The 25,311-nt window shown below is 52.1% G+C and carries 34 protein-coding genes; 31 read left to right on the forward strand and 3 right to left on the reverse strand.

Going from position 1 to position 25,311, the window contains the following annotated elements; all coding sequences use genetic code 11:
• Positions 1 to 142 precede the first annotated feature (142 nt).
• Entirely contained in the window at positions 143 to 655 is a 513-nt protein-coding gene (locus tag tca_RS01710) for a hypothetical protein (protein ID WP_286709028.1), read from the reverse strand.
• Between the two features lie 155 nt (positions 656 to 810).
• Positions 811 to 1,320, reverse strand: coding sequence for a hypothetical protein (locus tag tca_RS01715; RefSeq protein WP_010876022.1), 510 nt, complete (start codon positions 1,318 to 1,320; stop codon positions 811 to 813).
• A 271-nt stretch (positions 1,321 to 1,591) separates the two neighbouring features.
• On the opposite strand from tca_RS01715, the gene ehaA reads away from it, so the two are divergent.
• The 26 genes from ehaA to tca_RS01845 all read left to right on the forward strand — a co-directional run bounded on the left by ehaA (position 1,592) and on the right by tca_RS01845 (position 19,006).
• Positions 1,592 to 1,885: an energy-converting NiFe hydrogenase A subunit EhaA gene (gene ehaA / locus tca_RS01720; protein WP_245942842.1), complete on the forward strand. Its 294-nt coding sequence runs from the start codon at positions 1,592 to 1,594 to the stop codon at positions 1,883 to 1,885.
• Positions 1,885 to 2,388 carry a hypothetical protein gene (locus tca_RS01725; RefSeq protein WP_115892533.1) on the forward strand — a complete coding sequence of 168 codons (504 nt, stop codon included), beginning with the start codon at positions 1,885 to 1,887 and terminating at the stop codon, positions 2,386 to 2,388. The genes ehaA and tca_RS01725 overlap by 1 nt, the downstream gene beginning before the upstream one ends.
• A 12-nt stretch (positions 2,389 to 2,400) precedes the next feature.
• Entirely contained in the window at positions 2,401 to 2,652 is a 252-nt protein-coding gene (locus tca_RS01730) for a DUF2109 family protein (RefSeq protein ID WP_286709029.1), read from the forward strand.
• Between the two features lie 30 nt (positions 2,653 to 2,682).
• A complete protein-coding gene (locus tag tca_RS01735; RefSeq protein WP_170130291.1) occupies positions 2,683 to 2,955 on the forward strand; it encodes a DUF2108 domain-containing protein in 273 nt (90 codons plus the stop codon).
• Between the two features lie 44 nt (positions 2,956 to 2,999).
• Positions 3,000 to 3,260 (forward strand): EhaE family protein, encoded by a 261-nt coding sequence (locus tca_RS01740; RefSeq protein WP_286709030.1) that lies wholly within the window; start codon positions 3,000 to 3,002, stop codon positions 3,258 to 3,260.
• The gene (locus tag tca_RS01745; RefSeq protein ID WP_286709031.1) at positions 3,257 to 3,736 is read left to right on the forward strand and encodes a DUF2106 family protein; all 480 of its coding nucleotides are present in this window, start codon (positions 3,257 to 3,259) and stop codon (positions 3,734 to 3,736) included. The genes tca_RS01740 and tca_RS01745 overlap by 4 nt, the downstream gene beginning before the upstream one ends.
• 73 nt (positions 3,737 to 3,809) lie before the next feature.
• The gene (locus tag tca_RS01750) at positions 3,810 to 4,472 is read left to right on the forward strand and encodes an EhaG family protein (RefSeq protein WP_286709032.1); all 663 of its coding nucleotides are present in this window, start codon (positions 3,810 to 3,812) and stop codon (positions 4,470 to 4,472) included.
• The gene (locus tca_RS01755) at positions 4,472 to 5,143 is read left to right on the forward strand and encodes a proton-conducting transporter membrane subunit (RefSeq protein WP_048060807.1); all 672 of its coding nucleotides are present in this window, start codon (positions 4,472 to 4,474) and stop codon (positions 5,141 to 5,143) included. Before tca_RS01750 ends, tca_RS01755 begins: the two co-directional genes overlap by 1 nt.
• Positions 5,144 to 5,152: 9 nt before the next feature.
• Complete coding sequence (locus tca_RS01760) at positions 5,153 to 5,368, forward strand: hypothetical protein (protein ID WP_048060808.1); 216 nt, start codon at positions 5,153 to 5,155, stop codon at positions 5,366 to 5,368.
• A gap of 40 nt (positions 5,369 to 5,408) precedes the next feature.
• Complete coding sequence (locus tag tca_RS01765) at positions 5,409 to 6,272, forward strand: respiratory chain complex I subunit 1 family protein (protein ID WP_269899555.1); 864 nt, start codon at positions 5,409 to 5,411, stop codon at positions 6,270 to 6,272.
• Positions 6,273 to 6,327: 55 nt separating this feature from the next.
• Positions 6,328 to 6,579, forward strand: coding sequence for a hypothetical protein (locus tca_RS01770; RefSeq protein ID WP_010876033.1), 252 nt, complete (start codon positions 6,328 to 6,330; stop codon positions 6,577 to 6,579).
• A 13-nt stretch (positions 6,580 to 6,592) separates the two neighbouring features.
• Positions 6,593 to 6,919 carry an energy-converting hydrogenase subunit EhaL family protein gene (locus tca_RS01775; protein WP_010876034.1) on the forward strand — a complete coding sequence of 109 codons (327 nt, stop codon included), beginning with the start codon at positions 6,593 to 6,595 and terminating at the stop codon, positions 6,917 to 6,919.
• Between the two features lie 3 nt (positions 6,920 to 6,922).
• A complete protein-coding gene (locus tag tca_RS01780; protein WP_010876035.1) occupies positions 6,923 to 7,303 on the forward strand; it encodes a DUF1959 domain-containing protein in 381 nt (126 codons plus the stop codon).
• Positions 7,304 to 7,343: 40 nt separating this feature from the next.
• A complete protein-coding gene (locus tag tca_RS01785; protein WP_269899556.1) occupies positions 7,344 to 7,790 on the forward strand; it encodes an NADH-quinone oxidoreductase subunit B family protein in 447 nt (148 codons plus the stop codon).
• Positions 7,787 to 8,899: a nickel-dependent hydrogenase large subunit gene (locus tca_RS01790; protein WP_286709033.1), complete on the forward strand. Its 1,113-nt coding sequence runs from the start codon at positions 7,787 to 7,789 to the stop codon at positions 8,897 to 8,899. Before tca_RS01785 ends, tca_RS01790 begins: the two co-directional genes overlap by 4 nt.
• Positions 8,900 to 8,922: 23 nt before the next feature.
• Positions 8,923 to 9,948, forward strand: coding sequence for a 4Fe-4S binding protein (locus tca_RS01795; protein ID WP_286709034.1), 1,026 nt, complete (start codon positions 8,923 to 8,925; stop codon positions 9,946 to 9,948).
• A gap of 33 nt (positions 9,949 to 9,981) precedes the next feature.
• The gene (locus tca_RS01800) at positions 9,982 to 11,307 is read left to right on the forward strand and encodes a 4Fe-4S binding protein (protein ID WP_286709035.1); all 1,326 of its coding nucleotides are present in this window, start codon (positions 9,982 to 9,984) and stop codon (positions 11,305 to 11,307) included.
• A complete protein-coding gene (locus tca_RS01805; protein ID WP_286709036.1) occupies positions 11,291 to 12,316 on the forward strand; it encodes an energy-converting hydrogenase A, subunit R in 1,026 nt (341 codons plus the stop codon). The genes tca_RS01800 and tca_RS01805 overlap by 17 nt, the downstream gene beginning before the upstream one ends.
• Positions 12,317 to 12,357: 41 nt before the next feature.
• The gene (locus tca_RS01810) at positions 12,358 to 13,251 is read left to right on the forward strand and encodes a formylmethanofuran--tetrahydromethanopterin N-formyltransferase (RefSeq protein WP_269899560.1); all 894 of its coding nucleotides are present in this window, start codon (positions 12,358 to 12,360) and stop codon (positions 13,249 to 13,251) included.
• Positions 13,248 to 14,153 carry a carbohydrate kinase family protein gene (locus tca_RS01815; protein WP_286709037.1) on the forward strand — a complete coding sequence of 302 codons (906 nt, stop codon included), beginning with the start codon at positions 13,248 to 13,250 and terminating at the stop codon, positions 14,151 to 14,153. Before tca_RS01810 ends, tca_RS01815 begins: the two co-directional genes overlap by 4 nt.
• A 147-nt stretch (positions 14,154 to 14,300) precedes the next feature.
• Positions 14,301 to 15,062 (forward strand): 4Fe-4S binding protein, encoded by a 762-nt coding sequence (locus tca_RS01820; RefSeq protein ID WP_048060810.1) that lies wholly within the window; start codon positions 14,301 to 14,303, stop codon positions 15,060 to 15,062.
• The gene (locus tag tca_RS01825) at positions 15,052 to 15,687 is read left to right on the forward strand and encodes an HPP family protein (RefSeq protein ID WP_115892378.1); all 636 of its coding nucleotides are present in this window, start codon (positions 15,052 to 15,054) and stop codon (positions 15,685 to 15,687) included. The genes tca_RS01820 and tca_RS01825 overlap by 11 nt, the downstream gene beginning before the upstream one ends.
• A 364-nt stretch (positions 15,688 to 16,051) precedes the next feature.
• A complete protein-coding gene (locus tca_RS01830) occupies positions 16,052 to 16,471 on the forward strand; it encodes a nucleotidyltransferase domain-containing protein (RefSeq protein ID WP_010876047.1) in 420 nt (139 codons plus the stop codon).
• On the forward strand, positions 16,468 to 16,737 hold the full coding sequence (locus tca_RS01835) for a DUF86 domain-containing protein (RefSeq protein ID WP_245942839.1): 270 nt from the start codon (positions 16,468 to 16,470) through the stop codon (positions 16,735 to 16,737). Before tca_RS01830 ends, tca_RS01835 begins: the two co-directional genes overlap by 4 nt.
• The gene (locus tca_RS01840; RefSeq protein ID WP_245942867.1) at positions 16,706 to 16,885 is read left to right on the forward strand and encodes a DUF86 domain-containing protein; all 180 of its coding nucleotides are present in this window, start codon (positions 16,706 to 16,708) and stop codon (positions 16,883 to 16,885) included. The genes tca_RS01835 and tca_RS01840 overlap by 32 nt, the downstream gene beginning before the upstream one ends.
• 303 nt (positions 16,886 to 17,188) lie before the next feature.
• Positions 17,189 to 19,006, forward strand: a complete 1,818-nt coding sequence (locus tca_RS01845; protein WP_286709038.1) for a cation-translocating P-type ATPase — start codon at positions 17,189 to 17,191, stop codon at positions 19,004 to 19,006.
• 112 nt (positions 19,007 to 19,118) lie between these two features.
• Here tca_RS01845 and tca_RS01850 read toward each other — a convergent pair whose 3' ends face one another.
• The gene (locus tag tca_RS01850) at positions 19,119 to 20,870 is read right to left on the reverse strand and encodes a pseudomurein-binding repeat-containing protein (protein WP_286709039.1); all 1,752 of its coding nucleotides are present in this window, start codon (positions 20,868 to 20,870) and stop codon (positions 19,119 to 19,121) included.
• Between the two features lie 647 nt (positions 20,871 to 21,517).
• On the opposite strand from tca_RS01850, the gene tca_RS01855 reads away from it, so the two are divergent.
• The 5 genes from tca_RS01855 to tca_RS01875 all read left to right on the forward strand — a co-directional run bounded on the left by tca_RS01855 (position 21,518) and on the right by tca_RS01875 (position 25,295).
• A complete protein-coding gene (locus tag tca_RS01855; protein ID WP_010876052.1) occupies positions 21,518 to 21,910 on the forward strand; it encodes a pyridoxamine 5'-phosphate oxidase family protein in 393 nt (130 codons plus the stop codon).
• Positions 21,894 to 23,336, forward strand: coding sequence for an asparagine synthase (glutamine-hydrolyzing) (asnB, locus tag tca_RS01860; RefSeq protein ID WP_269899563.1), 1,443 nt, complete (start codon positions 21,894 to 21,896; stop codon positions 23,334 to 23,336). The genes tca_RS01855 and asnB overlap by 17 nt, the downstream gene beginning before the upstream one ends.
• A 231-nt stretch (positions 23,337 to 23,567) precedes the next feature.
• Positions 23,568 to 23,783, forward strand: a complete 216-nt coding sequence (gatC, locus tag tca_RS01865; RefSeq protein WP_010876054.1) for an Asp-tRNA(Asn) amidotransferase subunit GatC — start codon at positions 23,568 to 23,570, stop codon at positions 23,781 to 23,783.
• Between the two features lie 9 nt (positions 23,784 to 23,792).
• Positions 23,793 to 24,272: an ACT domain-containing protein gene (locus tca_RS01870; RefSeq protein ID WP_048175280.1), complete on the forward strand. Its 480-nt coding sequence runs from the start codon at positions 23,793 to 23,795 to the stop codon at positions 24,270 to 24,272.
• Positions 24,273 to 25,295, forward strand: a complete 1,023-nt coding sequence (locus tag tca_RS01875) for a homoserine dehydrogenase (protein WP_048175281.1) — start codon at positions 24,273 to 24,275, stop codon at positions 25,293 to 25,295.
• The last annotated feature ends 16 nt before the right edge of the window (positions 25,296 to 25,311 follow it).

Below are 25,311 nucleotides of genomic sequence, written 5' to 3' on the forward strand. Positions count from 1 at the left end.
CCGCAATTGATTAAGTAGATTATTATCAATTCTGGACTGATAAATATTTACCATCAGTGCCCGGCGGAACATAATAAAATTAGAATAGATAAGGTTTCTCGTGGTTATCTCTGGACACTTCTGGCATGGAATTCAGACAGAATCAGGTACCCGGTGACCTTATTGCTATATGGTAGACCCTCACCCTGTATTCGCCGGGTTCTGTGAATGGTGGCACCGTGAGACTGAGATCAACAGGCACCACAGCATCAATCTCCCGTTTCGCTGCCCAGTTCTTTCTTACCGGTGTGTAGGTTGTTGTTAGGGGTGTTTCGGGGAGTCCGATGCCGTAGTTGGCGTATTTGAGGTTCTGTATGGGTATGGTTTCTGGGCCCTGGAGGTCTCCTTCTGCCCTTATGTAGAGGTCGATGGGTACGTTGGATAGGTCCTTTATCTGGAGTCCCTGGGGTCCTCCTGGCCAGTAGTATTCTTTTCCGGGTTCCACTGTGGCTGTGAGTGTGAAGGAGTCTCTGGTTTCCCTTCCCTGCCAGAGGACCATTATCTCAACACTCTCGGGCACCGTAACGGTAACCTCCTGCACCGTATTCATGGTTGCAAATGGCACCGGAAGAAGGAGCAGGATGAAGAGTACACCCATCCATTCGTGGCTGTACATGATATAACCTTTAACCTGTTGCAGTTACCTATTATTTATTAAATCATTTCCTATAAAATTATTACCAATGTCCTGATGAACCACGTGGCTCATGAAAAAATAGTTTTTTTGAAGGGAGTGGCTGCTGTTAAATCATGATTCTGGTGTATCCCTGGTTATTCTCCATGGGGTACCGCTATGTGGTATATGTTAACTGAGTAGACACCGGCAGCGGTTGCTGGTGGTACTGTGAGGTGGAGGTCAACCGGTATCAGGGATTCATCCTCTGATTTAACCATCCAGTTCTTTCTTACCGGTGTGTAGGTTGTTGTTAGGGGTGTTTCGGGGAGTCCGATGCCGTAGTTGGCGTATTTGAGGTTCTGTATGGGTATGGTTTCTGGGCCCTGGAGGTCTCCTTCTGCCCTTATGTAGAGGTCGATGGGTACGTTGGATAGGTCCTTTATCTGGAGTCCCTGGGGTCCTCCTGGCCAGTAGTATTCTTTTCCGGGTTCCACTGTGGCTGTGAGTGTGAAGGAGTTTCCGGTTTCCCTTCCCTGCCAGAGGACCATTATCTCAACACTCTCGGGCACCGTAACGGTAACCTCCTGCACCGCGGTGGCTCCTGCTGCAGGTTTTAAAAGCAGAAGGAGGATGACTGCAGTGACCATTCCAGCAGTTTTAAGCATATTTCCACCCCATCATGTCCTGGAGGTTCCTATGGAGTCACATCCACTTACCGGTTTCTGTGAATATTATCACAAAAACGACTATGAAAATCCTTAAAATTTATTACTAAATCTTCTGTAGAGGGACCTTCAGATATCAGTAAAAAAAAGTTTCTGTAGAGAAACCTCCAGATATTAGTAAAAAAGGCCATAATTTTATTAAGAGGTCTTTTTTAGGTCTAACTCACCTTTTTAAAAAGATTTATATATGTTGGATTATCATTCTTTTATCATGATTATTCATGTTACATATCTTTCAGGTTACCTAGCAGCCATTATTTCATCGATAATCATTTCAGCGATACTGGGGCTTCCCCTGACACCTGAAAGGCCGGCCAGGCACTCCTGGACACCATCGGCCATCTTCCCGACACCGGTAATTGCACTGGGACTCACAGCAATATCCATAAAACTGGGTGTCACAGGTATCTATGGAGCCGACCTCGGAGCCGTGGCAGGGGTCCTATCAGCAATAATGACTGCATACTTCCTTGAGGATATATTCCCCAGACCGGAGGACTCATGATGAATGAACTGGTTGGAGTTGCAGCCGCAGCAGCCATATCCTGGCTGAACTTCGTTGTGATAGACACATGGATGGGTCTCCCTGAGAAGCCAGGTGTGAGGGGGGCCGACTACATTGGAAGGGACATAGAGAAGAGGGGAGGCGACCTTGCGGGTGGCTTCTTCCAGGGAAACATTGTATGCTCACCGGACGCATCAGCAGGCACCCTCCTCGGCGCCATCGGATGCTACCTCATGGGCGTGCCTGAGGGAGGCCTCGTGGCAGCCCTCCTGGTGTTCATAGGGAACCGTCTCTGCGCCGACCCGGGGTATGCCGGGACACTTGGAGCCCTCTCCATAACAGTCATAATAGCGCTGGCATCCCTCGCCGGGATGAGCCCCGGTCTCTTCGTCGCCGGGATGGTCATTGCAATAACCACCATACAGGGTGTGAGCCACTCCAGATCATCAAGGCTCCTTGGGGCCATAGCCAGGAGGATGAACAGGTACACTGACCTGAAATAGAAGGTGTTAATCATGTTGATCCAGATAACAGGGATAATAGTGGTGTTCATGGCCTTGAGGACACTCCTGGCCCAGGACAGGGCTGAGAGGCTCCTCTACCTCAATGCCATGTCCTTCGGAATATCTGCAATGATAGCCCTCTACGTTGGAACCGCCTTTGGCGCTGTCCTTGCAGCGGTATACTTTGTGGCATCAACCATAACATCCAATGCAATCGCCCACACCCTTGACCGTGTTGGAGAGGAAATGGTTATCGAGGATTAGGAATATATAGATGATTACTGGTGAATGTTTATGAATCCGCTGGACCTCCTTAACATTACAAACGTTGGTGTCTTTGTCATATTCACGGGAGCTGCAGGCATCATACTCCTCTCAAGGCCCCTTGATAAGATAATAATGTTTTCGCTCCTCCAGGGGGGCTTTGTGATGGTCCTTGCAGCTGCAAGGTACCTTGATGTTGCCATGGCAGCAGCCCTCTTTGACCCCATATCAACCATAATACTGCTGATGGCCGTTATGAGGATAAATGATATAAGGACTTCGAGGGGTGAGGAACTTGCCTGAGGCTTCCATGTTCTCATTCAGGATGATTTACAGGGGTGAGGAACTTGCTTGAGACCCAGATCTGGTTCTATACAGGGGCAGCCCTTGTGGTGATAGGTTCAATCGCAACCGTGGCAGGTCCGGGTGTCAGGGACCCCATTGTGAGGATCCTCAACACCGAGATACCTGCGGTTGGTGTTTCACTCATATTCCTCACCTACAACCACACCCTCGCCCTCCTGACCTTCATCGCGGCAACAACCATAATGACACTGGTACTCCTCAGGGCGGTTATAAGGCTTGAGGAGATGGGGGTGGAATTATGAGTCTTGGAAGAATCCTGAATGAACTTGCGAACCCCAAGAGGATACCCAGACTCTTCGCCTTCTCCCTGGGCCTGATACTCCTTGTGGGATTCCTTGTACCCATCACCCTGAACCCTGATCAGCTCTACCCGAGGCCAGTGCCCCAGGAACAGATAAACAGCAAGGACCCACTGGCACCCTATGACCGTGGGGGAGTACCCCTGGAGAAGCCAGGCAATGTGAAGTCCCAGTACCCCCACCTTGAGGTTAACCTGGGTAAGATAACAGCCTACCTCTCACCCATTGCAATAGCTGTTAAGGGCCTGACGGTGTACTTCGGTACATCCATATACTCCTCCCCTGGTGGGCTCATAGATGAGATACTCTACTACACCAGGGGCCTTGACACGGTCCTGGAGTCAAGCATACTGATGATGGCCTTCACCATAGCCTCATGGGTCGCCCTTAACTTCACTATGAGGAGGCGCAGGTCATGATCTCAGAGAGATGTCTGGAGAGGTTTGTGATGATCACCCTTTCACTGTTCCAGAGAAGTGTGGAGGCACATTTATGATGGTCCCGGAATTCACCCTTTCACTGTTCCAGCCCGCCATTTACACGGGCCTCATAGCAGGATTCATAGCGCTACTCGGGATATCATTCCAGAAGAATGACCTGAGCGCGCTGATAATCACGGACATAGTTGGAATAGCAATGCTCGTAATCGTTGCAGCCGTTGGAACCGACCTCGCAGAGGCCCTCATACTCCCGGGTCTCGTGGTCGAACTGGCTGAGATAATGGCCATATCAGAGATACTCATATCAAGGGAGATGAGGATACTGGGGGAGGTGCCGGTGGTCGAACACAGACCCATGGAACTTGAGGTGTTCAGGACAGCCCCCAATTTCCTTGCTCTGATACTGATCGCCTACGGTGTTTTCCTCACAGGGTTCACCGGTGGTGCTGTTGCCGGGGCAGGGATACTCTTCTACGTCGCTACCAGGAGGGCCAGGGGCCTTCCCACAGTGGAGTGGGATGGGATTGCAGGTATATCCGGTGTAACATGGTGCCTCTGGCTTGCAGGTTTCCTGATATTCTTCACCGCCCCACAGCTCTGGCTGCCGGCCCTCTTCATGTCAGGATGCGGCATACTCATAAAGGTCGCCAGCAAGATTGGCCTCATCGGGGTCCTTGCAAGGGAGGAGATCAGGGAAGCAGGGGGTGATGAGTGATGGATATAGCGTCCCTGGGAGGTGAACTCCTCGGCCAGATACCCTTCGGTGATATCGTACTCTACCTGACACCCTTCAACCTCTTCATGTTTGCAGCCGTGCTCATATTCACCTTCCTCATAGCCATAAGCAGGACCGAGACCCAGGTTGAAACCGAGTTCGGGACACTGGGCAACAGGCGCGTGGAGGTCGACACCGCCGAGTTCAGGATCAGGCGGTTCCTGGCCATTGTCTGCGGACTTGCAACTGCCGGTGCAATGGTGACAGGTGACCTCTTCAACTTCACCCTCTTCGTGGCACTCATAGGTATCGTGAACATAGGTATAGTTTCGGCGGTGAGGCAGGTTGAGGTCCTTGACGCGGCCTTCCAGTATGGACTGATAGCCATGATGGCCTCACTCCCACTGTTCGGGGGCGCAGCCCTGGTGCTGGGATCATCAGGTACCCTGAGCCTCCTTGAACTATCAGGGATGGCCGGTAACCCCATGATCGTCTTCGCCGCCCTCCTGCTCCTCATGGGTGTTGTTGGTGAGACCGGTGTCGCACCCTTCTATGCAACCAAGGCCGAGATGTTCCGCACACCGGGTTCACCCTTCATACTTATAATACACCTCAGCTCCCTCCTGGTGATTGTGAGGGCCATAGAGGTTTTGCTGATAGTTTCACTGTAGGTGAGATCAATGAACAGGCTCAGAACAGGAAGTTTAACTGCACTCATACTTTCAGCTGCAGGGATAATCTACGCCCTGATATTCAACCCCCCATCATGGGTTGTATACGGTGTGGCCATATTCCTGATACCTGTCTTCATACTCTCCATTGGTATACTCTCCATGGCCAGGCCAGAGGAGGATGAGGCAGAGGACAGGGTTGATGAACCATTCATAGGGTACTGAATCATGATAATGGAATCATTCCGGTGTTAATGGTGATGAGATGAATCTGATGGGAAACATCATAGTGAATGTTCTTATAGCATTTCTCATAGGAAGCCTCCTTCTGGGCTTCCAGAGGAAGGTCATGGCAAGGATACAGAGAAGGCCGGGGCCCCCTGTTATACAGCACCTCCTCCACACCCTGAAGTTCTACGTAAAGGAGTCGTCCTTCCCGAGGACCGCTGCCATGCCATTCTACGTTGCAATAGCAGCGACACTCTGCGGTATATGGATAAGCGCGGTTATAATCGGGCCGGTGCTTGAGGGTTCCCTCCTATTGTTCTTCGGGATCTACGCCCTCCACAAGATAGTTGAACACAATGCAGGGTCGTCATCAGGGTCACCCTACGGTAAGCTCAGCTGCGTCCGTGCAGTGTTCTCAGCTGCAGCCGAAATGCCGCTCTTCGCTGTCCTTGCAATCATATACCTCCAGACCAGGACAATGATAATATCAGATATCATAGGGTACCAGAGCATCCACGGGCCCCTGCTGCTGAAGCTGCCCCTGGCAGCCATGATGTTCTTCGTCCTCATCCTCTCAAAGGCACCCTACTCACCCTTCTCCATCACCAAGGGGAAGGACATAATATCAGGATATGAGACAGAGCACTTCGGGGTCCTCAGGGGTTACCTGATGATCTCGGAGTCCATAGCATGGTACATGCTGCTCTGGATATTCCTCACAGTCTTCATCGGTGGTCTGAGCCTGCCGCTCTACATACTCGGGATGGTGATAATCACAACCATAACGGCCTTCATAAATGCGACAACACCCATGCTGAACCCGAACCACTCGGTGGCCATACAGGTCATCCTGGCCTTCGTGGGTATAGCGGGTTCAATCGTCCTCATGCTTGTAATGTAGAAGACATGATGTGGAATGAAAATGGAAGGGATTTAATCAGAAAAGAGGGGATTTAATGGAAAGGGATCTTACCTTACTCACCGCACTGGTTGCAGGGGGCGTTATAGCTGTGAGTCTCCTTGCAGCCATCATGCAGAGAATGTCTGTGGCTCTTATAACAATCCTTGGAGTGCTGTTCACGGTTCTTCTGCTCCTGGCGGGCCGTGAAGGGTTCTCCAGGTTCTCAGAGGACCTCGAGAGGGCAGCATTCTTTGCGGTGCTTGCCATGTTTATAGTATCATTCATAATACTTTACAGACCATTATAAGTGGAGTTCACTGGTGATAATCTTGTATGAAATATACCTGGTATACACGGTTTCCTTTATCGCGGGCTCGGTGCTGGGCCTGCTGCTCAGTTACAGGAAGTACAGGGAGCCCTTCGTGGATGAAAAGATCGATCCACTGGCCCTTGTGGTTGCAGTGGCAGGGTGGACTGTCCTTGTGAATGCAGGGCATCTGCCCCTCACTGATCTCATGAGGACGGCCGGGCTCTTCATGGTGGCCCTGGTTGCAGGGATGAGGCCGGGCTACGGTAGATACGAGACCCTCACAGGGGCTATCCTGGCCCTCCTGATCTGGCTGATTTCAGGGACTCTGGGGTGGTAATCAATGGATGAAGGAGAACTAATGCGGCTGATGAAGAGGAGGATACTTGAGAGTTACCGCTGGCAGGAGGATGTTGTAAAGCCACTATCCAGGGAACTTGAAATTGACGTTGAGGAATTCCAGGACATACTCATGGACAAACTCGACATGTCGAGCCTGGAGGCCCTGCACCCCAGGTTCGAGTCGGCAAGGCCGAGGTGTATCAGGGAGAAGCTCCACAGTGACCTCCAGCTCTGCTGGCTCGTTGATGTCATGGAGATCATAAGTGTGGATGATGCCGAGGCCCTCAAGGATGAGATCACAGAGCTGGTCCTGGCAGGGAGGGAGTACTCCGAGGCCCTCAGTGAGGGCAGGAGGAGGCTCCATGAGATACTGAGATCATGATGAACTTCAATCAATAAAGAGCAAATGCTGAGGTAAAGAAATGTTGGATGCCCTTAAAAGTATTCTGAGGAAAACATCAATCCATGTATGCCTTGTAAATACAGGGGGGTGCAACGGCTGTGATATAGAGGTCCTCGCACTCCTCTCACCAAGATATGACCTTGAACAGTACGGTATATACGTCCACCAGAACCCCAGGGAGGCCGATGTCATACTTGTAACCGGTGCAGTTACAGAGCAGTGGAGGGAGAAACTCCAGAGGATCTACCGCAAGGCACCGGAGCCAAAGATAGTGGTGGCCCTGGGCAACTGTCCAATATCCGGTGACGTATTCAACCAGGAGGGTGGAAGCGTCTATGCACCGGTCTCCGACTTCATACCGGTGGATGCAGAGGTGCCCGGCTGCCCGCCCAGGCCATCAGAGATACTTGAAGCGATACTGTCGGTGGCGCCCGGGGCCATAGCAGAGAGGGGGAAGAAGAGATGATACTGCCACTTGGACCCATGCACCCTGGATACAAGGAGCCCATAAGGCTTAAGGTGAAGACCCGGGGTGAAAAGGTTCTCAAAGCCGAAATAGAATACGGATACGTTCACAGGGGAATAGAGAGGGTTATGAGGAACAAGACCTGGCAGAAGGCCATCTACCTCTCTGAACGCGTCTGCGGGATATGTTCATACATACACACACAGACCTTTGCAGAGGCCTTTGAGGCCATATCAGAGGTCGAGGCACCCCCACGGGCACAGTTCCTCCGTGCATTAACAAACGAGCTTGACAGGATACAGAGTCACCTCATCGCAAATTCAACCTACTTCAAGGCCCTGGACCATGAGACCATGTTCATGTACATGCTGGCCCTCAGGGAGCCTGTAATGGACGCCATCGAGCTCCTTACAGGTAACAGGGTCAACATGGGCTGGAACGTGGTGGGTGGCGTGAGGATGGACGCCTCAGAGAGCCACCTGTCAAGGATAAGGGAGATCATAGTTGACCTTGAAAGAGAGTTCGACCGCTACGTTGAGATGTTCGAGCACGGCCCACTCATAGGCCTCAGGTCAAGGGAGGTCGGTTACATGAGCCAGGAGGAGGCAGAGAAGGCCAGGGCCGTTGGGCCCATAGGGAGGGCCTCGGGTATAAGGTATGACTTCAGGGAGGACCACCCCACCTACAGGGACCACCTGGACTTCAGGACCATCTGGAGGGATGATGGCGACAACTTTGCACGGGTCATGAACCGTTTCGATGAGATCAGGGTCTCAATTGACCTCATAAAGCAGGTCATAGATGACATGCCAGGGGGACCCGTCAGGACGAAGGTTGACGTGAAGGCGGGTTACGGTGAGTGGAGAAACGAGGCCCCCCGGGGAGAGGTGGCCTACATGATTGAAACCAACGGCAACCTCATAAAGAACATATCCATAAGGACCCCGAGCATAATGAACATTGACGCCTGCGCAAAGTACATGCTGAGGGACGTGGCAACAGTTGCAGACGCCGTTGCAACATATGCAAGCGCTGATCCATGCATAGCATGCGCAGAGAGGGTCATGGTTGTTGATGAAGAGAGTGGGGAGAGGGAGATACTCCTCTAATAAATGCGTGATGTTGATGTCCTATGTCCTCTGTAATATGGTACCTTTACGAGTTTGCCCGTAAGTCCTGGGCAGAGAAATTCGCCAATGCACACACAGAACACGAGATCCTTGAAAAACCAGAGAGATTCAGGGATTTCCCCACAGTTAAGAGGGAGTACTGCATAGGCTGTGGGGCCTGCACAACGGCCTGTCCTGCCCCTGGCGCAATAAAACTGGTCCGTGACACCGACACGGCCGAGGAGGAGGGTCAGACCTACCCTGTCATAGTCAGGGGTGCGTGCATCAGGTGCGGCTTCTGCGCCGAGGTCTGCCCCACAGACCCCAAGACAATTGAATGCGGAGAGAACCACCTCATAAGGGAAGAGTTCACCATAGTACCCTCAGAGAAGCTCTATGTCATAGACGACTACCTCTGCATACGCTGCAAGAAGTGCATGAAGGCCTGCCCGGTGGATGCAATAACCGAGAAGGACGGCAGGGTCGAGGTTGACCAGGGCAGGTGCATAGCCTGCGGTGAATGCCTCGAGAAGTGTCCTGTCAAGGGCGCCCTCAAGGTGATACACGTCGCCTACGTCGAGGAACAGAAGATGGTCATAAACCTGGCGGTCAATGAACTGGAATCAGCCATAGAGGAGAAGAGCGAGGATATAAAGAAACTCGAAGCCGAAGGTGTCTACAGGATGAATTACCCCCTGAAACCCCTCCTCGAGAGGGCCCTTGAGGTCCTCCCGGATGAGGAGATAGTCAGGGACCTCCTCGAGAAGATAACCGACCGCCTCAAGATGCGCATCATAACATGGAGCCCCGAAAAATGTGTGCAGTGCCGTTTATGTGTGGATGAATGCCCATCAGGAGCCATAACCTACTCAGAGGATGAAGGAATCGTGAGGGACCCTGATAAGTGTCTCAGGTGCAGCACATGCTACCAGACATGCCCCTTCGGTGTTGCAGGGTACTACGTTGCAAGGTTCCTCATAGATGAATCCAATGGAGAAGAGATGATAAGGATAACCATAAAACCGGCGGCTCTTCCTGTAAAGCGATGAGGAGATGATAAAATTCCAGCTGCAGCAAAACCCGTGAAGCCCCTGAGGGAAGTTGACGTTGACTATGATATTGACAGTGGGAAGTGCAGGGAATGCCCTGATAAGCCGTGCCTCAGCTCATGCCCGGTGGACGCGATACACCTGGACCCTGACACCGGCGAGGTTGAGATAGACGACAAATGCTTTGGGTGCGTCCTCTGCAGGGAGGCCTGCCCCTACAACGCCATAAAGATGAGAACAACCATGGCAGAGCCTGTCAGGGAGAACGTGCCCGTGATAAACCCCAGGATCTGCAGGGGCTGCGGTGCCTGTGTCTCAGCCTGCAGGACAGGGGCCATACACCTGGTGTCATCGGGTGAAACAGGGGTCCACAGTGAGATAGACGAGGATAAATGTGTCCGTTGCGGTTACTGTGCAAGGGCATGCCCCACAGAGGCCATAAAGTACGGTGAGATACTCCCCAGGTCAGTGGTGGGGGGTAAGGCCGTGGTGATTAACCAGAGGGACTGCATAGGCTGCATGACCTGCACCAGGGTCTGCCCCTCAAGGGGGGCCATAAAGGTTGGTAAGATCAACAGGTTACCCTACATAGACCCCTCCTACTGTGCAAGGTGCGAGGAATGCATGGACGTATGCCCCTCAGCAGCCATCAAGTACTCCTCAAGGAAGAGGGCCTACGAGAACTTCTCAAAACTCAACAACATGGAGATAGCAGGGGAGATACTTGAGAGGGAATCAGAGAAACTCGTGAAAAACCTTGGAAGGATAGACTCAGTCCTGAGGGCCGTGAAGAGAAGGTTCTCGGCTGAAAGCCCGGAATACAGTGTGGATGTCACCGATGAAATAAGGGATGGCATAGAGGAACTGGTCGACTCCAACCTCCAGATACATGAACTCAACCACATAATAGACTTCACCAAACCCGCGAGGAGAATAAGGGTACTTGAGGACAGGTGTATAGGGTGCGGGCTCTGTGTGGATGAGTGCCCGGTGGGTGTCATAGAACCGGAGGTCCCGGCCCCCGTGAAGATACTTGATGGCTGTGTTTTCTGCGGAAGATGCAGGGGCGTATGCCCGGTCGATGCCATCGAGATCACAGAGGAGGGATTCAGGGCCAGGGATGGCAGGATATACCTTGAGAGGAGGGTCCTGACAGGTCCGAGGAGGGGTTCGGTTGAGGTAGACCACCTGGTCTGCCAGAGGTGCGGTGTATGCGTTAACCACTGTCCCGTTGATGCCATGACCCTCAATGCTGAGGTTGGGGTTGACGCTGATAGATGCATACTCTGCGGTGAATGCCAGGACATATGCCCTGTAACAGCTGTCAGGCTGAACCTGGAGGATGATAAGGTTGAATAGGGTTTTTGTAACAGACTGCGAGGGTCCCATCTCACTCAACGATAACGCCTTTGAAGCTGCAGCCCACTTCATACCCGATGGTGACAGGTTCTTCAGGAAGGTGAGCGAATTTGATGACATACTGGCCGATGAGATCAGGAGGCCGGGCTACAATGCAGGGGACACCCTCAAACTGATAGTCCCGTTCCTCATAGCCCACGGAGTCACCGATGAGAAGCTGAGGGAGTTCTCAGAGAGGACCCTGAGACTCGTTCCCGGGGCTGATGAAACCCTGAAACTTGCAGGGAGGCTCATGCCATCCTACATCGTAAGCACAAGCTACAGACACTACATCGAGGCCCTCTGCAGGCACCTTGACTTTCCCCTGGAGAACACCAGGCACACCACCCTCAGCCTTGACGTGGAGATCCCAAATGAGGAGAGGGAGGCGCTGGTGAGGCTACGCGAGGATGTCATTGAGGGTGACTTTGAGGACCTGGATGAGATATTCTTCCACCTCATACCGGGTATGGAGGCCGGGAAGATACTCGATGGGGTGAAGACCGTTGGCGGGGACGGTAAAAGGGTTGCCCTCCTGGAGATCCTCTCTGAACTCGAACTTCCCCCTGAATCCGCCATGTACGTGGGTGACAGCATAACCGATGTTGAACCACTCAGGGAACTCAATGGGAGGGGCCTTGCGGTGTCCTTCAACGGTAACCGCTACGCCCTCAGGGAGGCGGAGGTGGCGGTCATCTCCACCGACTCAAGGGCCCTCACCCCCCTGATAGACCTTCACTCAAGGTTCGGGAGGGACTACATCCTGGAATTCATCAGGGCCTACTCTGAAAACCCTGAAAGGGCCCTTGAATCCTTCAGGATAGACTTCAGAGTGGTGGATGAGTTCAGGAGAGTGTTCAGAGGTGACTACCCGATCATAACGGTTATTGAGGAGGCAGAGGACCTCCTGGACGCAAGCATGGAGGTCAGAAAGAACATCCGGGGAGAGGACGTCGGATCCCTCGGCTGAAGCCCTGGATGTGCTTACACTCAGCATGGTTGTGATGCTCAATGGAGATTAACGGAACACTGATTGAGGATACATTCTCTGAGGCCTTCACAGGGAGATGTGTGAGGGCCACCATAACGGCCCGTGACATGGAGACCGTCAGGAGGGCGGCCCTTGATGCAACCGCAACCCCAGGTGCAGTCATAGGGAGGGTTGAGGGTGGTGTTGAATCCTTTCTGGGAGGCGAGGACACCCCCGACGGCAGACCCGGGGCCGTGGTCCAGTTCTACTATGCCCTGGATGACATGGAGAAATTCCAGGTTGAATTATCCTACCGTATAAGGCAGGACATACTGGTGAAGCCCTTCACAGCCCTCTACAGCTCCACCCCCGACCCGGATGGATACCTGGATATGATGAAGCATGTGGGACACTGCGGTGATGGCTATGAGTGGGTGGAGGAGTTCAATGGCCGTGAAATGATCAACGTACCGGTAGCCGTCCCTGACTTCAAAATAGAATCAAGAATGGGCTACAGGGAGGCCATCATGGGGGCCAACTTCTGGTACATGTGCAGGGATCCCGACACGGTACTGGAGGCAGGCAGGGCCGCCATAAGAGCCATAGAGGAGGTTGAGGGTGTTGTGACGCCCTTCGATATCTGCTCCGCAGCATCAAAGCCAGAGACAAATTACCCCTGGATAGGCCCCACCACGAACCACCCCTACTGCCCGAGCCTGAAGGAGGTGCTCGGTGACGAGTCAAGGGTCCCGGAGGGCGTCGGGTACATACCAGAGATAGTCATAAACGGCCTGACAATGGAGGCCCTTGAGGAGGCCATGAGGGCCGGGATAGAGGCTGTCTGCAGGTACGATGGGGTCCTGAGGGTATCTGCAGGTAACTATGACGGTAAACTGGGGGACCACAGGATAGACCTACACGGTGTTCTGGGATGAGGTTCGATGCGGTGGGCCTTGGAGCCCTCAACATGGACCAGCTCCACATGGTTGAGAGGATAGCAGGCCCGGATGAGGAGACCTTCGTGAGGGGGCTCGTTGAATCCTGTGGGGGCTCAGCAGCCAACACCATGATAGGCCTCTCAAGGCTCGGTCTCAGGACAGCCCACATAGGTAAGGTCGCCGATGACAGGGAGGGGGGACTCCTCAGGAGGAACCTCTCATCTGAGGGGGTCACGGATTTCACCGTCGTAGCGAATACAGGTAGAAGCGGCCGTGTGATGGGCTTCGTTGACCCTGACGGTAACAGGGCCCTCTATGTTGACCCCGGTGTCAACGACACACTCAGGGTGGATGAGGTGGCTGATGAGGCCCTTAACACAGAACTGCTGCACCTCACATCCTTCGCAGGTGATGGTATAAATGTCCAGGTGGACGTGATTGAGGCACTGGATGAATCCGTGACCGTCAGCCTTGATCTAGGACACATCTACGCCTCAAGGGGAGTATCTGAGCTGTCAGATATCCTCGAGCGCACCGACATCCTCCTCACAAACCAGAGGGAACTTGAGCTGATGACAGGGTCCGCTGACCCTGAGGAGGCAGCATCACTCCTGGGAATCGGGGTGGTTGTGGTTAAGATGGGCGCCCGAGGCGTCAGGGCATGGGACGGTGAGTCTGTGATGGTGGATGCACTGAGCACCGAATGTGTTGATACGACGGGGGCCGGTGACGCCTTCAATGCTGGCTTCATATATGCCTGGCTCGAAGGCTTTGACCTTGAGGTTTCATGCCGCTTTGGGAACTACATAGCATCACGGTGTATCGGAGGATACGGTGCCACAGAATCCCTCCCCGGGACCGGGGCCCTGGATGTTCTCAGGAGGTACGCTGAGGGTTGATCTTTAATGTGCTGGATCCGGGAATCTGGGTGTGCTGAGGCCTGATCTTGATCCCGTGAACCGGAAAAAAATTTAAGTAAATACGTTTAAAAGGTAATAAAGGGTTGTGTTAACTCTTGAAGCTTGAAAGGATGCAGGGGTTGTATCATGGATATCATCTTTAAGAAGAAACTGGAGGACCTCCGGAGGGATGTTGCACTAAAGTCGATGGACCTTGAGGAGAGACCTGAGGACGTTGATGTGGAACTTGCAAGCTGCAGGGTTCTGGACAAATTCATAGACATAACACCGAAGTGTGTAAGGTGCAATCTCTGTTTTGAGGAGTGCCCTGTGGACGCCATATCAGAATCATCAGCATCAAAACCTGCAAGGATACTTGATAACTGTGTTAAATGTGAGATATGCGCCCAGACCTGCCCTGTGAGGTGCATAAACGTTGTTGAGAGCACCGCCACCATCGGTGACGAGGACGTCACCTACAACCTGGAATACGTCAGGATCCCCCACCGTCTGCTCCGGATGAAGAACATAGAGGTCACAGATAGATGCACTGCATGCGGGACCTGCACCAGGTTCTGCCCCACAGGTGCAATTCAGTTAGATAAGGAGATCGCGGTGGTCGATGAATCCATCTGCATTGGCTGCGGGGCCTGCGTCAACGTCTGCCCCTCAGATGCGGTGGAACTTGAGAGGGAACTGGGCCCTGTGATTGAGACCCGTCGGCTCCTGGTTGACCAGGATGCCTGCGTCGAGTGCCTTGTCTGTGAGGAGAACTGTCCCACCGGGGCCATAAGGATTGAGGATGGAGAGGTTGTGGTTGATAAGGATAAATGCATTCTATGTGAGGTTTGTTCCACAAGGTGTCCTGTGGCAGCACTGAAACTGGAGAGGTTGGCAGATGAAAGTTAAGGAGATTATGGATAAGGAGTTTATAGCAGTCTCCCCTGAGGATCGGGTTGTTGATGTCTCACTGAAGATGGAGGAGACACGTAAGTTCACAACACCCGTTGTTGATGGGGATGGGAAGCTCGTTGGATGGGTTACAAGCTTTGACGTGATGCGGGGACTCCGGGATGGACTTGAACTCGTCTCTGACATCATGCAGCCACCGGAGAGGATAGTTCATGTAAATGAAAACGACCCGGCCAGGCTCGCCGTCCTGGAAACAGCCCATCACAAACTGGTGAGCATCCCGGTCCTGGATGACAGTGGAAGGGTTGTGGGGGTTGTGAGGTCATTCGACATCGTTGAGACCCTCTCCCAGCTCTATGAGATCAAGGTCTCCAAGATATTCGAGGCCATGAACGGGGAGCTCAAGGGTGTGAGCTGGGATGAACTCATGGAGGCAGCTGCCATAATAACGAGGAGGCGCACCGGTAAGAGGATAAAACCGAAGGAGTATGAGGAGAGGATCCGGAATTCGACCTTCGGTGAGGCCATATGGGCAACAGGTGGCCTTGAAAAATTCTTTGTGGGCCTGATAGCCATAGGTGAACTTGTCATTGCAAGGAAGATTGCAAGGGCAAGGAAATAATCACCCACCCCTATAACTTTTTGGAGATCATGTTTCTCTTATGATACCCAGTGGCCATGTTCTGTCTGTCTGTTTAGGTGCCTCCACTATTCTTTTAGCCTGCCCTTGCGGAATAGTTCCTCTCTCTTTATTCTTGGTACCCATATTGATCCATGAACTCGAGTCTCTAATCGCGTCTTCAGGATCATCTTGTGGTGCTGAGTTCTATTTAATCCCGGATCTGGTGGTTGAATGGATTTTGAAGCCTTCTTAACCACCATGACCCTGTAAGATTTATTACCCTCTTTCACCATAATACTCTTGAGGAACCACTCTCCTGCAGGTATTAGAGTCTGATAATCAAAAAGTTTGTGTTTCAGGGGCAATGGAGATTAAAGTGCTAGAGAAACTTGCGGAATTTTTTGAAGAGAAGGATGAAGTGGATTTAGCCTATCTTTTCGGCTCCACTTCCAGAGGGGATAAGGGGAAACTGGGTGATTTTGACATTGGAGTTCTACTACGGGAGCCCCTGGAAGAACAGGGGATGTTACAGTTTCAACTGAAATTGCTTGATGATCTTGTATCCCTGCTTAAAGCAGATAAGGTTGATTTGATTATCATGAATGATGCGCCACTCTCCTTAAATTATAATATCATAAAAGACGGCATACTCCTGAAAGATGATGAGGAAAAAAGGATAAAGTTTGAGAAAAATATCATGTCAGAGTATCTGGATAGGAGGTATTATATGGACAGGCATGCGAGAATAGCCATCAAAGGGATAGCCCAGCAGGGATTAATATGAAAAATGAGATCTCATCAAAATTAGAGAGATTAGGGGAATACCTGAAAATATTGAGGGGTTATCAATCCCATACCCTGGAAGATTTGAAAAATGACGTCACTTTAAGGGGAGCTGTTGAAAGATACCTGGAGGTTTCCATAGAATCCTGCCTGGACATTGGAGAAATGATCATATCACAGGAAAGGGCCAGAAAAACCAGAAACCTACAGAGAGGTAATAGAGATACTCGGGGAAATAGGAGTTTTACCAGAGGATTTTGTGGATAAATTCGCCCCAGCTGCAGGTTTCAGGAACCTACTGCTTCATATGTACGCAGAAATAGATATTGAAAAGGTCTATGGATACCTGCAAAACAACCTGGATGATATAAACAATTTTGCAAGGTTCATCGCAGAATACCTTAAAAAATCATGAAACAGGGGCCATGGCTGCTTTCCTTTTCTCACAGTATTCCCCTGTAATGATGATTCAATATCATGATGGGGCCTAGCCATCTGATGCCATACCTTTTTATTATCTCCTTCTCACTCTACCTTCTGCCAGAAACCGGCACCCTTTATAACCTGGAGGTCCATGATTCACCAGTTTTCCTGCTCACTGAAAAAACTGGTCTGTGGGTTCAGAGTCTCACCTGGGTCATATCTCAGCACAATATTAAGAAACATTTATATGATATGAACACACATGAATGTGTATTCATATGTTCAGGTGAATCCTATGGGATGTGAATGCAGCTCATGTTCCCCATCAGGGAATGGTAATGAAATACTGGTTATGGCAGCATCGGCAGCACTCCTTGCAGCAGGGATCCTCCTTGACCTCCAGGGAAGCATGATATCAGTTCCCCTCCTCATTGCAGCGGTTGTAGCTGCAGGATACAGGATATTCCCGGCAGCAGTCAGGTCAGTACTCAGGGGCCACTTCACGGTGCACGTGCTCATACTCATCGCAGTCATCGGTGCCATCGCACTGGGTGACTACACTGAAGCGGCCCTCGTGACCGTCCTCTACCACATGGCAGAGTACCTCGAGGAGTATGCCCACAGAAGATCACACAGATCCGTGGAATCCCTCATAAAACTCAGGCCCAGAACCGCGAGGGTCCTTGATGGAGGGGAGAGGATCATGGGGGTCGAGGATGTTGAGGAAGGAAGCACAATAGGGATAAAACCAGGGGAGACGGTACCCCTCGATGGAACCGTTAAATCGGGGACCTCACAGGTTGACCAGTCCAGCATAACAGGTGAGTCCCTCCCTGTTACCGTGGGGGAGGGTGACCAGGTATTTGCAGGTACACAGAACCTTGACGGGTACCTGGAGGTTAAGGTCACAAGGACCTCCGAGGCGACCGTACTCGCAGGTGTCATTGAAACGGTCAGGAGATCTGCTCTCAGGAGGTCCAGGAGGGAGAGATTCATTGAACGCTTCGCATCAATCTACACACCCACGGTAACTGGTCTTGCAGCCCTCACAGCACTCATACCGGTACTCACCGGAGGCGACCCCCTCACATGGATATACAGGGCCCTGGTGCTGCTGGTCATCTCATGCCCATGCGCACTCCTCATATCAACACCGGTCGCCATGGTCTCGGGAATGACAGCTGCGGCCGGGAGGGGAATCCTCATCAAAGGTTCAGAGTTCCTGGAGAAGATGGCCTCCACCGGATGCATCATATTCGATAAGACAGGGACCCTCACCGAGGGAAGACCAGAGGTGATTGCTGTTGAACCGGAGGAGAGGAGGGATGAGATACTCAGAATAGCAGCATCCCTTGAGAGGAAATCCGGACACCCCATCGCAGAGGCCATAGTGAACTCATACAGTGGCAGAACAGTGGACGTGACAGACTTCAGGTCCATCCCGGGGAGGGGTGTCTCAGGTTACATAGAGGGTGTGAGGTACACCCTTGGAAGCCCGGAAACTGGAGGTGGGAATCCAGATAGAGGTACGGAGGTTCAGCTAACAGGACCGGAGGGTGTTATAGGCGTCATAAGACTCAGGGACAGCATCAGGAAATCCGCAGGGAGGATCACAGGGAGGCTCAGGGAGCGGGGTATCGGTACTCTGATGCTCACCGGTGACACTGAGGACTCTGCAGCGGCGGTGGCTGCTGAGATCGGTGCTGAAAGATACCGTGGGGGCCTGCTGCCAGAGGATAAGATGAGGATAATACGTGAACTGAGCTCCAGGAAGATCACGGTGATGGTGGGGGATGGTGTTAACGATGCACCGGCACTTGCAGCGGCGGATGTGGGTATAGCCATGGGTGTCAGGGGATCGGACGTGGCCATTGAAACCGCAGATATAACCCTGGTGGAGGATGACCTTGAAAGGATAGATGAGCTCATTGACATCAGCAGGAGAACCATGGATATCATCAGGGTTAACACAGGGTTAACCGTTGCAGTGAAGCTTTCCCTGGCTGTTCTCTCTGTCGCTGGCCTCGTACCACTATGGGTTGCTGTTGCAGTGGGTGATATGGGCCTTTCCCTTTTTGTTATAACAAACAGTCTGCTCCTTGCGAGGTTCTAGTAACGGTGTTATAACAAACAGTCTGCTCCTTGCGAGGTTCCGGTGTCAGTAAGAACCCCTTAAATTAATTTTAAATCCTAAAAAAAAATAAAATGGTGGTGCTGGACCACCATTAAAAGGGAAGGCTGGCGTATATTCCCTTGATCTTTGCTGTTGCAGTGTTCCAGCTGTTCACAGCACCGAGGCTATTTTTTGAGCTCGTGGCATCTGCAGCGTACCATGTGTCACCCACAAGCACCTGTGCCCACACATGGCCGTAGGTGTTACCTGATGTGAAGGTGCAGGTTCCATGCACGTACCTGGCGGCAAGACCAGCGGTCCTGAAGAGGGCCACCAGGAGGTGCGAGTGATCCACACAGTTACCTGTCCTGTATTTGAGTGTACCCGTGGCACCGTACCTTGTGTTGTAGTAGAAACTGTAGCTTATCCTGTCACGCACCCAGTTGAATATCGCTGTCGCCTTATCCCATGCACCGGTTAATCCTGCAGTCAGGTTTGCTGCCAGTGATTTAATTGCCGGATCATTAACCTGACAGTTTGCTGTTGCAGCAAGGTACTGGGAGGTGCTCTCACCGGTGAAGGGATCGTTCTCGGCTCTGTTCCTGAGTGATGCTGTGGGTGCTGTTGATGCACTGATCTTTTTGATGGTGACGTAGTTTGGTAGTCTGCTGTTGTCCTTCTGGAATTTGAGGATCCTTGCAACCGCGTAGACAAGGTTGTCACTGGATATCTTCCCTATGGTCGAACTCACGTAATTGGGTGCTCTTCTGTTGCTGTTTATGAATTTAAGTACACTGGATGCCAGTTTGAGATAAGCTGACTTTGAGAGCTGTCCTGTGGCTGAACCTGAAGGGTTCGGTGCGTTGCCAACTGTGCGCAGCGTCAGTGAGACTGTGGACCCTGCAAGTTTCAGAAGGTCCTTCAGCATGAGGTCAAGGAACTGGGCGGTACCCAGCTTCTGACCACCCACTGAAACCGTCGCCGGCAGTTTACCGTAGGTTTCAATGTATTTTACAAGTTCTGCTGCAGATTCCCTGATGGTCACAGACGTGTTCCTGAGTGATGCTGTGGGTGCTGTTGATGCACTGATCTTTTTGATGGTGACGTAGTTTGGTAGTCTGCTGTTGTCCTTCTGGAATTTGAGGATCCTTGCAACCGCGTAGACAAGGTTGTCACTGGATATCTTCCCTATGGTCGAACTCACGTAATTGGGTGCTCTTCTGTTGCTGTTTATGAATTTAAGTACACTGGATGCCAGTTTGAGATAAGCTGACTTTGAGAGCTGTCCTGTGGCTGAACCTGAAGGGTTCGGTGCGTTGCCAACTGTGCGCAGCGTCAGTGAGACTGTGGACCCTGCAAGTTTCAGAAGGTCCTTCAGCATGAGGTCAAGGAACTGGGCGGTACCCAGCTTCTGACCACCCACTGAAACCGTCGCCGGCAGTTTACCGTAGGTTTCAATGTATTTTACAAGTTCTGCTGCAGATTCCCTGATGGTCACAGACGTTATGCCTGCACTGTCACCTGCAGCCCTCACTGTGCCGGTGGAGTTCTCCGGGTTCACAGCCACTGAACCGGGTGAACCGCTGGTGCCATTAACCTCCAGCAGACCTCCCGATTCTGTGACCGTTTCATCTGCCTCTGGGGTAGAGGGGGATTCATTCTTCCCGGGATCACCGGGGCTGCTCTGTTTCCCTGTATCTACAGATCCTGTTTCACTTTCATTCATGAGTTCACATTGATTGTACTCTGAACACTGTTCCTCCACCATGCATCCAGCCACGGATGCTGTGTTATCAGCTGCCACTGCATAACCTGCTGTATTAATGAGTAGTATGCATGCAAGTAGCATGCACACATATCTCATGCCAACCGAAATTTTACCGCCTCCAATCCACAGTGCCCGGTAGGGTCACTGTGACATTAAAAACTTGAATCTCAAATCATATATAAATATTGCGATTTTTCAGCCCAAAAAAAGACATATATGAGCTTTTTAAATTAAAATAGACCGTCAGAGAGCTTTTTATTTTTGAGATAAATGGATATGCTTGATCAATGCCCCTACTGGACTGATAGACAATCTAAGATCCCAGATCCACTTTCTGGACACACAAAAAATTTTAAATGGCGATAGGATTTCCATCGAATCCCATTTTAAATATAAAGGTCTCTTTAAGGGGATTTAAGGATGGGCCGGGGTGGGGCCAGACCATGGTGGAGTTACATGAATAATTCAGAGTATCCATCAAGGAACCACAGCCCTCTGAACACAAATTTAAGGGTTCTCAGGGGATATAAAGACCTCCAGAACCCACAGGGGCCTCATCACAGAATCATGGATTGAAGGCCAGTTTTCGACAGGATCCCGGCCCAGGTTTTTACAGGCGCATATCTGTATGCAGAGGGTTTGAATTCGCTGTCTTTCTCCTCAGGTTCATGCAGGGATCACCCCCCTGGATTCCGGGTTAAATTTATTACCCCTCCCCGGTAATAGATAAACGGTGATATAATATGATGACACCCGAGATGATGGATGCAATTGAAAAGGAGCTGGTTTTTGTTGCAACTGCAGATGAGGAAGGAACCCCCAATGTTGTTCCAATAGGCTTCGCCAGACCCCTGGATGAGAGGACCATCCTCATCGCAGACAACTACATGAAAAAAACCATAAGGAACCTCCACGAAAACCCCAGAATAGCACTGATACCACAGAACGCAAGGGAATGCCCCTACCAGTTCAAGGGAACAGTTGAAATATTTAAATCCGGAAAATACTTTGACATGGTCGTTGAGTGGGCACAGAACGTAATGACAGAACTTGAACCAAAATCAGCCATACTCATGACCGTGGAGGAGATATACTCAGTAAAACCGGGGCCAGAGGCCGGTGAAAAGGTGGCCTGAGCTCACAGAAGTGACCGCGATGTGCGCCATTGCAGGGTTCAGGGGTGATGACGCCCCGGTAAAGGTACAGGAGATGTTAGATGTCCTCAGACACCGGGGCCCTGATGCCACAGGGATCTACCATGACAGCAGGATAGTGATAAGGACAGCGACGGGGGAGGATGTAAAGGAGGCCCCGCAATCAGCTGAGATTGCAGTGGGCCATAACCTCCTCTCAATCGTGGGAGGTCCTCAGCCAGTATCAGGGGACGGCGTACTGGTATTTAACGGCGAGATATACAATCAGGAGGAACTTAACTGGACCGGCAGCGACTCTGAACTCATCCTGGACCTCATAGAGGGCCACGGCGGGGACCTGGAGGATGCGCTGCGTTTCACGGTTAACAAGATAGACGGTGACTACGCCTTCGCCTACACAGACGGCGAGAACCTTGCAGTCGTCAGGGACCCTGTTGGTGTCAAACCCCTCTACCATTCAGGGGAGGCCTTCGCATCCGAAAGGAAGGCCCTCTGGAGGATAGGTCTGAGGGATGTGGAGACCCTGCCACCTGGCCATGCCATGATAAACGGTGTGAAGGTGAAGCTGAGGGGACTCCCCAGGGCGGAACCCTCAGATGCAGAACCAGAAGAGCTGAGGGAGAATCTCAAATCAGCTCTGAGGGAATCGGTGGAGAGGAGAGTTAGAGGTTTGGATGAGGCTGCCCTGGTATTCTCGGGCGGCGTTGACAGCACACTGCTGGCGGTCCTCCTTGATGAACACATCGATGTGAGGCTCTACACCGTGGGGCTCCCTGGTTCCAGCGACCCTCAGTTCGCATCCAGGGCTGCGGCAGACCTTGGAATGGAACTTGAGGTCCTGGAGGTTACAGAGGATACCATCAGGGAGGCCCTTCCCCATGTCCTGGGGGCGATAGAGGAGTACAATCTCATGAAGATCGGCGTTGCAATGCCCCTCTACCTGGCATCTGAGGCTGCCTCTGCAGACGGATACAGGGTCATGTTCTCTGGTCAGGGTGCAGACGAACTTTTCGCAGGATACCACAGGTACAGGCGCCTCCTGGCTGAGGGAAGACTCGAGGACGCCCTCCGGCATGACCTTGAAAACATCCACCATGTTAACCTTGAAAGGGATGACGTGGTCACAATGGCAAACTCGGTGGAGCTGAGGGTCCCCTTCCTCGACCTTCAACTGATAGGGGTGGCACTGACAATACCAGCAGACCTCAAGATACGGGGCCCTGAGGATGAGCTGAGGAAACGCATACTCAGGGAGGCGGCCATTGAGATGGGGGTCCCCGAGTACATTGCGATGAGGCCCAAGAAGGCGGCGCAGTACGGTTCAGGAATAGATAAGGTCCTGCGGAGAAAGGTTCTCCCGGGCTTTGACCATGAGGCCTTCCTGAGGAGGCTGATGGAACCCCCCTGAATGATCCCATCATGAGCTGAAGGTGTTTTAACCCAGGTCTGCAGTGGTCATCCTGTCACACAGGATCCATGTTCCCTCTGCTGAATCTGAGGCCATGTTTTTTCTCTCTGTGACCGGTCTCTGTGGCAAGGTTTATATCATTGTAGCACGATAGACTAAGCCTTATATCCCTGCAGCACCATAGACTTTATGTGTTTCACATTTTATCCATCAAGTTGAGAGGAGTCTGATATGAAGATAGAGAAAGAGGCTGAGAAGATCCTTGAGGAATTCTCAAGGGCCCTTGAGGAGGTCCCTGAACTCGAGGAAACATACTACATAGTGGATAATCTTAACAGGACCAGGGAGGATGAGGAAGAAAAAACAGAACCCGGGAAGATCCTCAGAAACGCCCCGGTCGATGATGACGGTAACATAGTCGTTGAGAGGGGTGAATGGACCCAGTAGGTGTTTCAGATGCGGTTAAACCTGGTTATTGAACTCAGAGACGCCCCGGGGCAGCTGGTGTCAGTGCTTGAACCCCTGGGAAGTACCGGCGTGAATATAGTGACGGTTATACATGAGAGAGACCGTGAATACGGCCCGGTGGTGCCCGTGCAGCTCACGGTGGAGGGTGACAGGGAAACACTTGACGCAGCCATAGGCAGGCTCCAGGAGCAGGGTGTTAACATCATTGAGATGGACGGCGCCCCCCTGAGGGAGAAATTCACCACCATACTCATAGGTGACATTGCAGAGGGCGACCTTCAGGAGACGGTGGAGGCCGTGAACAGCGTCCAGGGAGCCAGTGTACTGGACCTCTCCCTCAGAATGTCAGAGGGTAGATCAGCAGCCAGGATAACCGTTGAAGCAGAACACGGCAGCAGGGATGAGGTCCTGAGGAGGATCAATGAAGCCGCCATGGAGAGGAACCTCCTGCTTGTAAGCGAGGTCTAGGTGAGGGTTATGAGGATATGTCTTGTTGGACTGGGAGCTGTTGGTCAGGGATTCCTCAGGGCCGTTCAGATGAAGGGCGAGTATCTGAGGGAAAGGTATGGCCTCGACATAAGGTTCACAGGAGTCGCGGATTCATCAGGAGCCCTCCACGACCCGGATGGCCTTGACATCAGGGGGATACTCGAGCACAAGAAGCGGGCCGGCCTGGGGTCACATCCCTCAGGATACGAGGGGATGACCGGAGATGAACTCCTTGATGAGGCCGAATATGACTGCATGGTGGAGGCAACACCAACAAATATAGAGGACGGCGAACCCGGCAGGTCACTGGTCCTGAAGGCCATGGGTGACGGGAAGCACGTTGTAACATCAAACAAGGGGCACCTGGCCCTTTTCTACTCTGAACTCATGGAGGCGGCCTCTGAGGCAGGTGTTGAGTTCATGTTCGAGGCATCTGTGGGGGGTGCCATGCCCATAATAAACCTTGCAAGGGAGACCCTCGCATCATGCACCATAGAATCTGTGATAGGTATCCTGAACGGTACCACCAACTTCATACTCTCCAGGATGGCCTCTGAGGGATCATCCTACAGGCAGGCCCTCATTGAGGCCCAGGAGCTGGGCATTGCAGAGACAAATCCTGCCCAGGACGTTGAAGGTACTGATGCGGCCTGCAAGGCTGTGATAATCGCCAATTCAATCCTCGGAAGGCCATGCACCCTCAGGGATGTCAGGGTCGAGGGGATCACCGGTATAACCCAGGGGGCCATTGAACTGGCAGCCCAGGAGGGGTACCTCATAAAACTCATTGCAGAGATCTCAGGGGACAGGCTGGAGGTCGGACCCAGGCTGGTGAGAATGGGGTCACCCTACGCCGTGGACGGGACACTGAACATGGCCACCCTCAGGACAGACCTTGCAGGTGAGGTGACAGCTGTTGGACGTGGCGCAGGATCCCTTGAGACGGCCTCGGCCATGCTCACAGACACCATCACCATATGGAGGAAGTCTGGAGGGCGTTAAACGCCTTTACGGTTCT

It is taken from the genome of Methanothermobacter sp. EMTCatA1, assembly GCF_002356395.1.
Classification (GTDB): Archaea; Methanobacteriota; Methanobacteria; order Methanobacteriales; family Methanothermobacteraceae; genus Methanothermobacter; species Methanothermobacter thermautotrophicus.

Bases quoted from the DNA above. Each gene is read 5' to 3' on its own strand.
- tca_RS01755 (WP_048060807.1), top strand. From the start codon at position 4,472: ATGGATATAGCGTCCCTGGGAGGTGAACTCCTCGGCCAGATACCCTTC.
- tca_RS01810 (WP_269899560.1), top strand. From the start codon at position 12,358: ATGGAGATTAACGGAACACTGATTGAGGATACATTCTCTGAGGCCTTC.
- tca_RS01785 (WP_269899556.1), top strand. From the start codon at position 7,344: ATGTTGGATGCCCTTAAAAGTATTCTGAGGAAAACATCAATCCATGTA.
- tca_RS01760 (WP_048060808.1), top strand. From the start codon at position 5,153: ATGAACAGGCTCAGAACAGGAAGTTTAACTGCACTCATACTTTCAGCT.
- tca_RS01850 (WP_286709039.1), bottom strand. From the start codon at position 20,870: ATGAGATATGTGTGCATGCTACTTGCATGCATACTACTCATTAATACA.
- gatC (WP_010876054.1), top strand. From the start codon at position 23,568: ATGAAGATAGAGAAAGAGGCTGAGAAGATCCTTGAGGAATTCTCAAGG.
- tca_RS01805 (WP_286709036.1), top strand. From the start codon at position 11,291: ATGATAAGGTTGAATAGGGTTTTTGTAACAGACTGCGAGGGTCCCATC.
- tca_RS01750 (WP_286709032.1), top strand. From the start codon at position 3,810: ATGATGGTCCCGGAATTCACCCTTTCACTGTTCCAGCCCGCCATTTAC.
- tca_RS01780 (WP_010876035.1), top strand. From the start codon at position 6,923: ATGGATGAAGGAGAACTAATGCGGCTGATGAAGAGGAGGATACTTGAG.
- tca_RS01770 (WP_010876033.1), top strand. From the start codon at position 6,328: ATGGAAAGGGATCTTACCTTACTCACCGCACTGGTTGCAGGGGGCGTT.
- tca_RS01830 (WP_010876047.1), top strand. From the start codon at position 16,052: ATGGAGATTAAAGTGCTAGAGAAACTTGCGGAATTTTTTGAAGAGAAG.
- tca_RS01745 (WP_286709031.1), top strand. From the start codon at position 3,257: ATGAGTCTTGGAAGAATCCTGAATGAACTTGCGAACCCCAAGAGGATA.
- tca_RS01790 (WP_286709033.1), top strand. From the start codon at position 7,787: ATGATACTGCCACTTGGACCCATGCACCCTGGATACAAGGAGCCCATA.
- tca_RS01825 (WP_115892378.1), top strand. From the start codon at position 15,052: ATGAAAGTTAAGGAGATTATGGATAAGGAGTTTATAGCAGTCTCCCCT.
- tca_RS01870 (WP_048175280.1), top strand. From the start codon at position 23,793: ATGCGGTTAAACCTGGTTATTGAACTCAGAGACGCCCCGGGGCAGCTG.
- tca_RS01765 (WP_269899555.1), top strand. From the start codon at position 5,409: ATGAATCTGATGGGAAACATCATAGTGAATGTTCTTATAGCATTTCTC.
- tca_RS01835 (WP_245942839.1), top strand. From the start codon at position 16,468: ATGAAAAATGAGATCTCATCAAAATTAGAGAGATTAGGGGAATACCTG.
- tca_RS01820 (WP_048060810.1), top strand. From the start codon at position 14,301: ATGGATATCATCTTTAAGAAGAAACTGGAGGACCTCCGGAGGGATGTT.
- tca_RS01795 (WP_286709034.1), top strand. From the start codon at position 8,923: ATGTCCTCTGTAATATGGTACCTTTACGAGTTTGCCCGTAAGTCCTGG.
- tca_RS01735 (WP_170130291.1), top strand. From the start codon at position 2,683: ATGAATCCGCTGGACCTCCTTAACATTACAAACGTTGGTGTCTTTGTC.
- tca_RS01725 (WP_115892533.1), top strand. From the start codon at position 1,885: ATGAATGAACTGGTTGGAGTTGCAGCCGCAGCAGCCATATCCTGGCTG.
- tca_RS01845 (WP_286709038.1), top strand. From the start codon at position 17,189: ATGGGATGTGAATGCAGCTCATGTTCCCCATCAGGGAATGGTAATGAA.
- tca_RS01710 (WP_286709028.1), bottom strand. From the start codon at position 655: ATGTACAGCCACGAATGGATGGGTGTACTCTTCATCCTGCTCCTTCTT.
- tca_RS01815 (WP_286709037.1), top strand. From the start codon at position 13,248: ATGAGGTTCGATGCGGTGGGCCTTGGAGCCCTCAACATGGACCAGCTC.
- tca_RS01855 (WP_010876052.1), top strand. From the start codon at position 21,518: ATGATGACACCCGAGATGATGGATGCAATTGAAAAGGAGCTGGTTTTT.
- tca_RS01730 (WP_286709029.1), top strand. From the start codon at position 2,401: ATGTTGATCCAGATAACAGGGATAATAGTGGTGTTCATGGCCTTGAGG.
- tca_RS01715 (WP_010876022.1), bottom strand. From the start codon at position 1,320: ATGCTTAAAACTGCTGGAATGGTCACTGCAGTCATCCTCCTTCTGCTT.
- ehaA (WP_245942842.1), top strand. From the start codon at position 1,592: ATGATTATTCATGTTACATATCTTTCAGGTTACCTAGCAGCCATTATT.